The sequence below is a fragment of the Sphingopyxis sp. genome, from assembly GCF_035565275.1.
In the GTDB taxonomy this organism is placed as follows: Bacteria; Pseudomonadota; Alphaproteobacteria; order Sphingomonadales; family Sphingomonadaceae; genus Sphingopyxis.
The window spans coordinates 22758-35194 of sequence record NZ_DATMST010000153.1; the positions used below are offsets into that span (position 1 = coordinate 22758).

At 60.2% G+C, this 12437-nt stretch carries 11 protein-coding genes; 5 read left to right on the forward strand and 6 right to left on the reverse strand.

Translation table 11 applies throughout. From position 1 onward, the window contains the following. Positions 1–18 precede the first annotated feature (18 nt). Complete coding sequence (locus VN047_RS10645) at positions 19–627, forward strand: TetR/AcrR family transcriptional regulator (protein WP_325542472.1); 609 nt, start codon at positions 19–21, stop codon at positions 625–627. 143 nt (positions 628–770) lie between these two features. Here VN047_RS10645 and VN047_RS10650 read toward each other — a convergent pair whose 3' ends face one another. From VN047_RS10650 to VN047_RS10670, 5 genes are all read right to left on the reverse strand, one after another. Beyond that, positions 771–1034 (reverse strand): hypothetical protein, encoded by a 264-nt coding sequence (locus tag VN047_RS10650; RefSeq protein WP_325542474.1) that lies wholly within the window; start codon positions 1032–1034, stop codon positions 771–773. Positions 1035–1214: 180 nt separating this feature from the next. Then, a complete protein-coding gene (locus VN047_RS10655; protein ID WP_325542476.1) occupies positions 1215–2549 on the reverse strand; it encodes an MFS transporter in 1335 nt (444 codons plus the stop codon). Between the two features lie 122 nt (positions 2550–2671). Beyond that, a complete protein-coding gene (locus tag VN047_RS10660) occupies positions 2672–3751 on the reverse strand; it encodes a serine hydrolase (protein WP_325542478.1) in 1080 nt (359 codons plus the stop codon). A gap of 124 nt (positions 3752–3875) precedes the next feature. Beyond that, complete coding sequence (locus VN047_RS10665) at positions 3876–4211, reverse strand: hypothetical protein (protein ID WP_325542480.1); 336 nt, start codon at positions 4209–4211, stop codon at positions 3876–3878. Between the two features lie 107 nt (positions 4212–4318). Beyond that, positions 4319–6592 carry a TonB-dependent receptor gene (locus tag VN047_RS10670; RefSeq protein ID WP_325542482.1) on the reverse strand — a complete coding sequence of 758 codons (2274 nt, stop codon included), beginning with the start codon at positions 6590–6592 and terminating at the stop codon, positions 4319–4321. A 210-nt stretch (positions 6593–6802) separates the two neighbouring features. Here VN047_RS10670 and VN047_RS10675 point away from each other — a divergent pair, with 210 nt between their 5' ends. The 4 genes from VN047_RS10675 to VN047_RS10690 all read left to right on the forward strand — a co-directional run bounded on the left by VN047_RS10675 (position 6803) and on the right by VN047_RS10690 (position 11361). Then, complete coding sequence (locus VN047_RS10675) at positions 6803–7561, forward strand: TetR/AcrR family transcriptional regulator (protein ID WP_325542484.1); 759 nt, start codon at positions 6803–6805, stop codon at positions 7559–7561. A gap of 97 nt (positions 7562–7658) precedes the next feature. Then, entirely contained in the window at positions 7659–9269 is a 1611-nt protein-coding gene (locus VN047_RS10680; RefSeq protein ID WP_325542486.1) for an AMP-binding protein, read from the forward strand. Between the two features lie 53 nt (positions 9270–9322). Then, positions 9323–10507, forward strand: a complete 1185-nt coding sequence (locus VN047_RS10685) for a lipid-transfer protein (RefSeq protein ID WP_325542488.1) — start codon at positions 9323–9325, stop codon at positions 10505–10507. Next, positions 10504–11361 carry an SDR family NAD(P)-dependent oxidoreductase gene (locus VN047_RS10690; RefSeq protein ID WP_325542490.1) on the forward strand — a complete coding sequence of 286 codons (858 nt, stop codon included), beginning with the start codon at positions 10504–10506 and terminating at the stop codon, positions 11359–11361. Before VN047_RS10685 ends, VN047_RS10690 begins: the two co-directional genes overlap by 4 nt. Before the next feature lie 58 nt (positions 11362–11419). On the opposite strand, the gene VN047_RS10695 is transcribed toward VN047_RS10690, so the two are convergent. After that, entirely contained in the window at positions 11420–12223 is an 804-nt protein-coding gene (locus VN047_RS10695; RefSeq protein ID WP_325542492.1) for an N-acyl homoserine lactonase family protein, read from the reverse strand. Positions 12224–12437: the final 214 nt, after the last annotated feature.

Below are 12437 nucleotides of genomic sequence, written 5' to 3' on the forward strand. Positions count from 1 at the left end.
CGAGGCATGACGAGGACCATGACCAGACCCCGGCGCAGCCAGGCCGACCGCAGCGCCGCGACCCGCGCCAAGGTGCTCGCGGCCGCGCGCGATGTACTCTGCTCGCAGGGCTATTCGGGGGCGACGATGTTCGCGATCCGCGATGCGGCGGGGATGAGCCTCGGCGCCATCCAGCACCAGTTCCCCACCAAGGCCAGGCTGATGGCCGCGGTAGCCGGAGAATTCGCGGCCTATCGCACACGCATCTATGCCGAGGCCATTCGGGCGGGCGCAACGCCCCGGCAATCGATGGAAAATCTGATCGACGCCAACTATCGGATGGTCAGCCGCCCCGAAATGGCGGCGGTACTCGAAATCCATCTCGCCCGCCGCAACGATCCCGACCTCGATCATGAGGTCGGACCGAGCGCACGACGCTTCGATCGCAGGGTCCGTTTATGGGGTCATATGATCCTGCGCGCGGCAGGCATCGACAATGACGAGGCCTATCAGACCCTTCAACTGCTCAACAACGCGGTTACGCGCGGCTTGACGGTCGAATATATTCGCAACCCCGACATGGCTATTATCGAGCGGTCGGTTGCCATCTGGAAACGTCAGATGCTTGAACTGGTGTTCGGCCCCTGACCCAGCCAGAATGGCCGGTTGGAGACCGGCAAAACCCAGCCCCTTGAGCGGACCCGACTGGAGTTCATATGTCGCAAGGAAGGCGCCGGTGAACTTCTGCGCATCATAGGGGACCGTCCCTGCGAGGCCGTCATTGCTCCTTGTCACCTCGGCATCCTGCACCCCGCCGACGCCACCAGCTGGAGACCCGGAACGGGCGAACCGACGATCTCGATCTCGACGCCCTTATGGACCTGTTCGCCGACCGGAATGACAAAATATTCGCCGGTCCCGCTGCGCGGATCGAAGGTCGCGATATTGCGCTTCAGCATGCGATAGGCGGCGATCGATGCGTTGAGCTTGTCCTCGAAGAGCGACGCCTGGCGCCGGGAATTGCAATTGCCGCAGCTATGACCGACCCCCCGCATAGGACTTCCTCCCAAATCCCGTACCAGACATGGGCAAAGCTCTTAAAAAACAACGGCTCCAAGCGTTGCCGTCATCAGCCTCCGAAACTCCGGGCAACCTGTGGAACTGGCCGATTGCAGTCAGGCTGCTTTCGGGAGGACGTGCTGAAAAGCTGTCACGACGACCATAGGGGTCATTCGTTATTCGCAACCCTTTTTATTTTTCGGACTTGAGCCGCCCGCTAACGCAACAATGAAAACAAGAGACAGTACTGACCCCGCGCTCATGATCAGACCGACGTCCGGCAGCGCATACTGCTCCGCAAAAAGAACACCGCCCAGAATTGGCCCGATTGAGGCGCCGAAGCGTCCGACGCCAATGCCGAAGCCAGTGCCGGTCGCACGCAGTTCAACCGGATACGCGGTCGCGAGCAGTGAGTAGAAACCGATTGAAGCTGCCGTGATGAAAACGCCTGTGACAACGCCAAGCATGATCAGTGCGGTGAGATCAGCGCCAACGCGCGTGAACATTGTGACGCTGATGGCCGATCCGGCGAGCGTGATCAACGTCGCTCCACGCACGGAGATCGCGTTGGCGGCAACGGCAAACAACGGGCCGGAGGCGACTGCTCCGCACATGGTCCATACCAGCACATCGGCTCCGTTGGATGGCGAAAAGCCTAACGTCACGACAATCGACGGAATCCATTTGAGGACGAAGTAGAGACATGAAACATGGGAGAGATAGGCCAACGTCAGCAAAATGGTCGGCCGTGCCAACGGCGGCCGCAGAATTGCGAGCACCGCGTTGCCCCGCACTTCTGACTGCGCCATTTCGCCGAGACGGCTCACCGGCGCATGATCAAAGCGGCGCAGGACCGCATTGATCCGCTCCACTGCCCTTGCAGGTCGCGCGCGCGCCAGCCAAGCAACGGATTCGGGAATGGCGAACCATGCGAGCGGCAGCGCAACTACGGTCAGTACCGCGCCGAAAACAAATACCGAACTCCAGTGCGTTACCAGCAGGAGGTTGCGCGCGACGATGCCGCCCACGACCAATCCCAGTGGGTAACCAACAACCATCATGGAGAGGACGAGCGAGCGGTGACGTGCATTGCTATGCTCGCTGACGATTGCCGCCAGCGACGACATCATGCCGCCGATCCCCAGGCCCGTCAGGAGACGCACCAGGGAAAGCTGCAGAACATCGCTGGCAACGATCGCTCCGCCCATCCCGACGCTCATGATCACCAGGCAGACTAAAATGGTCAATCGCCGGCCGAACCGGTCGGCAAGGTTACCGAACATCAGCGAACCGAAACCCATTCCGATCAGTTCCATCGACAGCACCCAGCCGAGCGCATCCGGCGCCAGCTTCCACTCTGCCATCAATCCCGGTGCGGCGAAGCTGATCGAAGCGGCATCATATCCATCCAGGCCATTAAGGAATACCGCGAGGGCAACAGCGAGCCATTGGCCGCTGCTCATCGGGGAGCGATCGATCTGACGCTGCGGGCAAGTCGCAAAATCGGTCATGAGTAAACTTCCTTTGACGTCCCCTGAATCAGAATTTCTGCTGCTGTCACGCGTCACGATGCAGCCGCACTCCCAACGCTAGCGCCGGGCATTGCTGATTCTGGAATATCGTTCGGGTCCCACTAATGCAGGGCAGCAAGGATTTTGGCGGCCTGCCCGTCCCGATAGGCCCGCCCGTCGACTCCCTTGATCAACGCAGTATTTCCGAGGATCACGATCACAAGCTTCCGCTTGGGCGAGATCATCACAATCTGCCCCTGAAATCCGCGCATACTGAACCCGTCGGCCGGCCAGCGTACCACGACGTCGGGGTCGGTTGACCATGGGCCGATCCAGAATTGCCCGCCATATCCGCCAGCTGACGCAGCGCCTGGCGTGGAGACGAACCGGACCCACTCCTCCGTCAGAATCCTGCCCCCCGGCGACAGGCCACCGCGCGCATACAACAGTCCAAAGCGCGCGAAGTCGCGCGTAGTCATAGCTGAATAGGTAGACCCAACCAGCGTACCTGCATCATCGAACCCCAGCGCGGCGGAGCGGATGTTCAAAGGACCAAGCAGCTCTTTATTGAGAAACTCGCGGACTCCGCGCTCTCCCTGTCCGATGGTCCGGCCCACGATCCCGCTCATGACGTTGGTGGTGCTGTTGGAATAGGTGAAGTAAGAGCCGGGCTGATACTTCAGGGGATGATCGGCAGCATGATGCGCCACATCGTGCCGGCCCGATCCGAACAACATCGCCATCGTGTCCGAATTGAGATCGGCGACATCCTCATTGGAATCGATCCCCGAACTCATCTGCAGCAGGTCAATCAGCCTGATCGCGCGTCTGGGGTCGCCTTGGCCGCGCCATTCCGGCACATCTGCTGGAGCGTGGATATCCAGTTTCCCGGCGCGGTTCAGTATCCCGACCATCGTGCTCGTCAGGCTCTTTGTGATCGAATAGGCGGGGAAGATCGTGTCGGGTCCATAGCCTTCTGCATAGCGCTCGGCTGTCACTCGCCCATCCTCGACGACCAGCACGGCCCGCGTGGCTCCGCGATCCTTGAAAAGATCCGCCACCACCGTAGCCAGGCGCTGGTCCGCGCGCGTAGCGCCTTCGCTCGTTGAACGAAGGATCAAATCCGCAACAGGCTGTGCGTTCGCTGAGCCGGTGCCGAAAGACAGAATTAGAAGGATGGCGGCAAAAGTGGCGCGAATCATGTCGGACTCCCATGGCCCTTTGTCGAAAACACTGCGCTCGTGCAGAGGCGGCCCACCCGGACAGATGCTTGCGTGCTGTGTGTGAGGATCGACAGCCGCCAAGCGATCATGGGGGGCCAATCCATCAATCCAGCCGGCAGCCTTGGGCGAGGGTTTGCAGCCGCGCCACGCCGTTCCAGCGACCGTAGGAAACGCGAACCAGGGACTGCTGGAAATCGGGCGCGATCACCAGCCGCTTGTCCGTCGAAACCACGTCCGACCGGCAGGCCCGCTCATCCGCCTTTTCGACGAACAGACAACTGCACATGAGGTAGGCAGACATGTTCGCAGTTGTTTGCAAAACCTCATCAGCGGGATTCAGCGGCAGGGTTCCGACCTGCCGTTCGGGACGCCCCGCCTCAGGCAATCCGGACAAGCTCGCGAGCAGCGGAAACGCCATCAGAATGTCCAAGAATCTCATCACGCTTTTCCTTGTGCATTATGGATCGCCGGCCCCTTGCCTCCGGTACATCATCGAGGAGCCACGAGACGGGCATGGCTCCAGCCCGGAAGCGCCCCTTGCGCGCGCTAGAACCGATACGATGCCCGGACACCATATGTACGAGGTTGTTCGTAGGTGCTGAGATACGTGCCGGCGAGCACGACATTTGCGCTGTTACGCACGAGCTTGTTGGTCGCGTTGCGAATATAGGCCTGCATCGTCCACCTGTCGTCGGCGGTTTGGAACGTGATGGTGCCGTCCAGCTTCGCGTAGGCGGGCACCCTGTCCATCGGCAGGTTGAACTCGCGCAAATAGGTGCGGCTTTGCCAATAGACTGAAGCGCCCGGTGCGATCGTGGCGCCATTTGCGAGCCGGAACGTATGCGTATACTCCCCGCGCAGGGAGAAATCGGGCGCATTGATGAGCTGATTGTCATCGAGCGACGCGACGACCGTACCGGTGTACGGATTGATCGTGTCCCGATATTTGGAATAGCGCGCATTCAGCCAATTGAAGAAGCCCGCGAACCGATCATTGTCGCTGATCTGCCACTGTGCTTCCATCTCGATGCCGTAGACGCGGGCTCGCGCGGCATTGGTCGTCGTTTGAATCGGCTGCCCGCCAGTGGCCTGCACAAATTGCACGATCTGCAGGTTGGAATAATCCATGTAGAACGCCGCGATGTTCAAGCGCAGCTGATCGAAGAGCCGTGTCTTGAGGCCGAGCTCGTAGTTCGTCACGGTTTCCGGTGCGAACTCGAGCGGAATGCCCGGCAGCTGGCGATTGAGGCCGCCCGATTTGAAGCCCGTCGACACGGTGCCATATGCCAGCGTCTGACTATCCAGGTCGAATTCCAGGCCCCCGCGCCAGGTTGTCTTGGACCAGGATCCTTCGGCAGCCCCGCCCGGCGCTCCGCTGCATCCCGGGTGCGCTGGATTATAAAGGCTCTGCTCGAGCTGCTCATAGGTCTGACCAATCCCGCAGATCAGCACAATCGAGCCGTTCAGATTTCCTTCGGATCTTTCCTTGCTGAAACGAACGCCGGCGATTGCGCGAATCTCCGGCGAGATATTGTAGGTAAGCTGATCGAAAATCCCCCAGGATCGCGTCTTGTAACCGATCGCACGCCGCCCGGCGGGACTGCCGGCGACATAGCCGAAGCCAAGCTGGTTGAAATGCGCGGGATTGAAGAAGCTTTCTTCCTCATAGAAATAGTTGGCACCCATCACGTTGAACAGCCTGTCGTTCTCGAACGAGAAGTTCACCTCGTGATAAGTGTTCTGATCCTGCCCGTCGCGGATCAGGTCGGCCAGCGAAACGGCAGCGCCGCCGGTCGACGCACGGAAAAAATGGCGCAGATTCTGGTAGCCGGCAGTGTAGGACAGCGAAGCGCCGCCTCCGACGTCCAGTCGCATCGCAGATCGCAGCATCAGATTGTCGATCTGCGCATAAGGGCTTGGGGATGCCGGCACCTGCGGATTTGAGAATGGGTTGCGGCCATCGAGCGTTTTGCCGCTGGTATTGACCTGATAATCCAGACCCGGCGTTCCGCGGATCCGGTCGTTCTGTACGGTAACGCGCCAGGAGAATGCTGAACTGGGGTTCCACAGGATCGACAGCCTGCCCGAGACATCGTCGGCCATCCCATAGTTACGGTCGGTGCTGACACTGCCGCCGCTCGTGTTGTAAATGCCGTCGTTCTTACGGATCGAACCGGCGAAACGGACCGCCAGCGTTTCGGAGACGGGCACATTGACCATCGCCTCGGCCTGAATATCGTTGAACCTGCCGTATGAGAGCGCGGCCGAGCCCTCCAGATCGAACTTCGGCTCATTGGTAAAAACATTGAAGTTGCCCGCAGTCGAGTTGCGCCCGTATAGCGTCCCCTGCGGACCGCGCAGCACCTCGACACGACCCAGATCATAAAGGCTGCCGATCAGCCCCTGAGTCCGTGGCGAATAAACACCATCGAAATAGGTGGCGACAGTGGGCTGTCCGCCGGGGTTGTTGCTGGTGTTGGTGATACCTCTGATCGTGACCTGGACGGAACCCGCATAACCGATGGTCCGGATTGTCACATTGGGCACGCTTTTACCGATGTCCTTGAGCTCGGTCACGCCGGCTGCCTGCAATGCGGCACCGTCGAGCGCGGTGATGGCGATGGGCGTTCTCGAAACCGAAGCGCTCCGCTTGTTGGCGGTCACGACGATGTCGTCCGATGACTTCCCCGCATCCGCTTCGCTCGCTTCAGCTTCCGCTAGCGGCGCCTCGGCGGTCTGCGCGACCGCGCTCGAGGCGCTGAACGCGTACACAAGTGCGGCAGCGCCACCAATCAGGTCCATCTTCAAACGAGCTGTCATGCCGCCCTCCCTATAATGTTTGTTTATATTTAATTATTCAACGACCGTTGAATGGATGGCGGATAAAGACTCTGATCCGCGACTCGTTCCACCCTTGGAACGCCGAATTATTCACGAAAAATTGTACGGGTCAACATATTTCATCGACCGTAGAAATAAGTTGACTCGTAACGGGAAAATGAGCAGGATAGCGGCTCTTAGGAGAGGCCGTTGACCATCGATATCAAGCAGCAGAAGGGCGAAAAGCGGAAGAAGGGCGGCGGCGATCCCCAGGTTGCGATGCCCAGCCCTCGCGCAACGCCACGTGGCCGACCGACCAAGTTCGATGGCAGCGCGGATCGGAGCGCCGGGATATTGGATGCGGCCGAAGCACTGTTTGCAGCGCACGGCTTCTACGGCGTGACGGTTCGCCAGGTTGCCAACGAAGCTGGCGTCGACCCTGCCCTGCTGAGCTATTACTTCGAGTCGAAACGCGGCTTGTTCGACGCGGTGTTCAGTCGGCGCGCGGAGTTGGTCAACGAGCGCCGAATGGAATCGATGCGCCGCTACGAGGCCTCTACCGCAGCGATGACGGTAGAAGGTTGCCTCACCGCCTTCCTGGAGCCCGTCTTGTATCTTTGGGAAGTCGGCGGTGACAAATGGCGCAACTATCTGCGACTTGTCGCCTTGGTCAACAGCACGCCTTCGTGGGGAGGCACTGCGATGAACGAGTTTTTCGATCCCGTGATCGAGCGGCTGATCGAACTTTTGAAGCGCGTGCTACCCGAGGCGCGCGATGAAGACCTGTACTGGTGTTACAACTTCGCCTCCGGCGCACTGTCGCTGTCGTTCGCAGACACCGGCCGAATCGACAAACTGTCCGGCGGCCTTTGTCGCTCGGGCGATGTTGCGGCCGTCCGCAAACGCCTTTCCTTCTTCTTGGCTACCGGGACTTCGGAGCTGTGCCGCCGCCTGGCGGATGGAAGCTGAGCGCGCCGAGCCGAACCGCCCATCAATCGGAGCGCTGCTTGCCCCGGCCGCCTAGGCTGCGGCGACCGCTGAGCCCGATCCAGCACGGGATTGCGACATGTACGAGTTCCTACGACAGTCCTCGCATTGGACATTATCTGACGTTCTCGCTTGGCAAGCTCGAGAGCGACCTTCAAAGACGTTCATCGAACTTGTGGACGGGCCCCATGTATCGTTCGGACAAGCGTTCGAATGGTCCGGCAAGGTCGCGTCACATTTCTACAATCTGGGAGTCCGCTCAGGCGATTCGGTGATCGTGATGCTGCCGAACGACCTCGACTTCGTTGCGGTCTGGCTAGGCCTCGCCCGGCTCGGCGCGGTCGCGGTTTTGCTCAACACGGAACTGATCGGCGCGTTTCTCGAGCATCAGATCGTCGACAGCGGCGCCGGATTGGCCGTCGTGGCCGAGCCGATGCTCAGCAGAGTCATGGAGATTTCCGATCGCGTGCCGTCTCTGCGATCGATTGTCATTGCCGGCCCATCGGATTGGCTCGATGCGCGCGGCACGGGCTTGCACCTGTCACCGCTGACTGAATGGCGAAGGTGCGGGTCATATTCCGGCGCCGCGCCGCGCGCCTTCGATGTTGCCCATGTCATGTACACGTCGGGCACCACCGGACCTGCCAAAGGCGTAATGATGCCGCACGCGCATTGCTTTCTATATGGTCTCGGCGCGATCGATAACCTCGATCTGAACGAAGACGACAAATATTATGTGACCCTGCCCCTGTATCACGCCAACGGCTTGTTCATGCAGGTCTATGCGTCCCTGATTGCTGGCGCGACCGTCGTACTGAAATCCCGGTTCAGCGCGCAGGACTGGCTTCCGGACATTCGCCGGCATCGTGCCACATTGACCAATACGCTGGGTGTCGTCGCGCCTTTTATATTCGCGCAACCACGTTCCAGCGACGATACGGACCACCAACTCCGCGCCATCGTCGCCGCACCTAACCCAGCCGAACTGCAGCAGATCTGGCAAGACCGGTTTGGCTTGGCGAACGTCTTGTCCGGATTTGGCATGACCGAGGTGAATATCCCCGTCTGGGGCCGCGTGGGTGTCGAAACACCGCCCGGCGCGGCAGGCCTTGTCTACAACCGCTATTTCGAGGTTGAGATCGTTGACCCCGACAGTGACATTGCCCGCCCGGCCGGTCAGACCGGCGAGATCGTCGTGCGACCAAAAGCGCCGTTCGGTTTCATGGCGGGCTATCACGGACTTCCCGAAAAGACAGTGGAAGCCTGGCGAAACCTGTGGTTTCACACCGGGGATGCAGGTTTCATGGATCAGGATGGATTCATATATTTCGTAGATCGTATCCGAGACTGCATCCGCCGGCGTGGGCACAATATTTCGTCAGCCGAAATCGAGAACGCCCTGCTGCCCATGCCGGGCATCGTGGAAGTAGCGGCGTACGGCGTGCCTTCCGAGATATCCGGAGGGGAAGACGAGATCATGATAACCGTCGTGAAAGCGGCGGGTAAATCGCTGGCTCCGGAAGATATATGCTCGTTCTCCGACAAGCACCTCCCCAGGTTCGCCAAGATCAGATACGTAAGATTTGTCGAATCCCTTCCGAAGACTTCAACAGGAAAGGTGCAAAAAACCGATATCCGTAAACTCGGAATACCTTCTGATGCTTGGGATAGGAATAGCTCCAAACTATAATCCGGAAAATATACTGACATTTATTGATCATCATTTTTTCTTCAGGAGTGACTATGAGCAATGCACGTGTCGCTGGGGTCGGAATGATCCCCTTTACCAAACCCGGCCAGAGCGAGGACTGGGATGTAATGGCTGAGAAGGCGATCCGCCTTGCACTGAAGGATGCCGACATCGACTACGACATGGTTCAGCAAGCCTATGCCGGCTTTGTCTATGCGGATTCGACGGCGGGCCAGTCCGCCATCTATCGCGTGGGCTGTACCGGAATTCCGATCATCAACGTCAACAACAACTGCTCGACCGGATCGACGGCGCTCTACCTCGCTCGTCAGGCGATCGAACATGGCGTGGCGGACTGCGTGTTGGCGGTCGGTTTCGAGCAGATGGTGCCCGGCGCGCTCGGCATGGTGTTCAACGACCGAAAACGCACGCTGGATTTTCACCTGTCAAAACAGGCCGAAGTCCTGGGTTGGGACGATAGCGTGCCGATGGCGGCACAGCAATTTGGCGGGGCGGGACTCGATTATCAGCAGCGCTACGGGATTGCCGACGACGTTTTCGGCCTGGTATCGGTCAAGGCACGCCGGCACGCCGCGAACAATCCACTGGCGCTATTCCGCGCACCGGTGACGCTGGAAGAAGTGATGGCATCGAAGCATCTATATGGGCCGGTCACTCGCCTTCAGGCTTGCCCGCCGACATGCGGTGCCGCTGCTGCAGTATTGGTTTCACCGCGCTTCGCGGCGAAACACGGGCTGAACGCGCCGGTCGAGATCGTCGCGCAGGCCATGACCACGGATTATGCCGACACCTGGGAAGGCCGCTCGATGATGTCGGTGGTCGGTTACGATACCACGCGCAAGGCTGCGAACGAGATCTACGCGAAAGCGGGGACTGGCCCCGAGGACATTCAGGTCGTTGAGCTGCACGACTGCTTCGCTCCGAACGAGCTTATCACCTATGAAGCACTTGGACTCTGCCAGCCGGGCGCCGCGGAGGCCTATATTCGCGACAACCGTAACAGCTATGGCGGCGATCATGTGACGAATCCCTCCGGTGGCCTGCTGTCCAAGGGACACCCGCTCGGAGCCACCGGCCTTGCCCAATGTTATGAGCTGACGCACCAGCTCCGCGGCACGGCCGACGCCCGTCAGGTCGAAAACGCCAGATTCGCGCTTCAGCACAATCTGGGTCTGGGGAGCGCGTGTGTCGTCACGCTGTACGGCAAGGTTGCATGAACGCCTCTGGCGTTGAAGCACCCGTGAGGGGTGCCTTGGCTGGCAAGGTCGCAATCGTGTCCGGGTCGGGGCGCGGCATCGGCCGCGCCGTAGCGCTAAAACTTGCGCACCACGGCGCGCATGTGGTCGTGAACGACCTTGATGAAGATCCCGCGACGGAAGTCGTCACTGCGATTCGCGCGCGTGGCGGGCAGGCGATTGCCTGCATCGGGAATGTGACCGAAGCGGACTTCGGCGAGCGCTTCGTCCAATCCGCGTTGGACGCCTTTGGCGGCTTGGACATCATCGTGAACAATGCCGGATACACGCGCGACGGCATGATCCAGAACCAGACCGACGAGCAGTTCCAGGCGATGCTCGACGTCCATGTGACCGCGCCGTTCCGCATTCTGAGAGCCGCAAGCGAGCCGTGGCGGGAATGGGCGAAGCGCGAGGCAGCCGAGGGACGCGAAGTTATCCGCAAGGTCGTGAACATCTCGTCTCTGGCGGGCACAGCGGGCAACGCGGGGCAGGTAAACTATTCCTCGGGAAAATCGGCGGTCATCGGCATGACCAGGACGCTGGCTAAGGAATGGGGCCGACTGAAGGTATGCGTGAACTGCGTCGCCTTCGGCTTCATCGAAACGCGCCTGACCAAAGCGAATGATGATCCGGCATCGTCGATCGAGATCGAGGGGCAGCAAATTCAAACCGGCGTCCCACCGGCAATGCGGGGCTCGCTGAAGGCGATGATCCCATTGGGACGATCCGGCACGCCCACGGAGGCAGCGGGCAGCGTTTACTTTTTCTGCTCGCCGGACAGCGATTATGTTTCGGGCGAGGTGCTGGTCGTCGGCGGTGGCCTGAGCCTTTAATTGCGCCCCCTCCCCGCAGCATCGTGCCGGGGTTCACCGTATTGGCTGCGCCTTTGCGCTACTGCCTGGACGCAGGAAAGCGGGGAAGCTTACCGATGTCGTTGCCATCGTGCTGGATGATCAGGATCGCTTTTTGGCTGGCCGCTATAGCCTGAAGACGCTCAATCGAGGCAAGGGTATTGGCGCGATCCACATTGAATGGCGGAACGCCGCGCCGCGCGATCTGTGCCTCGAAGTGAGCCGCGTCCCCGCTTAGCAGGATTGAACCGGTTGCGAAGCGGATCAGCAGGCCATAATGTCCAGCTGTATGCCCGGGCAGACGAAGCATGACGACCTGTTGGTCTCCGAAGATGTCATAATCGCCTTCGACTGCATTCGCTTCGCGAGCCCCGTCGAGCCATGGACGAAGCGGTCCGGGATCGGCACCGAACGGCGGATCGGGCTTGCGAAGCGCGTCGAAATCCGCCTTCCCCATCAGTAGCGTTGCCGCGGAAAATGCTTCGGCCTGACCGACATGATCGGAGTGGTTGTGGCTGATCGCAAGCAGCTCGATCTGCTCCGCGCGAACGCCGATCTGCTTCAACTGATCCGCGATAGAAACGTCCAGCGTTCCACTCAACGCCTGGCGAGGGTCGAGTGGCTGACCGATCAGCGCCAACGGCAACCCGGCATCCCACAGCAGGAATCGCCCGCGATGCTTGATCAGATAGCAGCTGCCGACGAGTTCCATCCGCTTTTCACCATAGGCAAAGCTGTCGGAAAATGCGTCGGCTGCGACATCGAATCGGCCGCAATCCAATCGCCATAACTTCGTGGATTCATCCGCCGTTGCCGCCGACGCAGGCGGCGGCGTCATGGCCATCAGGGCACAGACAGCCGCGCGGGCCAACCTTCGCATCATACACCTCGCTGCTACTTCGGCCTCGAGATTCGCCCGGACGGCGTCGAGAAGCCATCCCTCAGTTGAGGGGGGGGGGGGCTTGGTCAGAGCTCTGCCGTCGCCCGCATCGATCGTATCGGCTTGCGCCGCAAATATTGACCCCAGTTTAGGGGGGATGGGCCACTCTCCGTCTGCT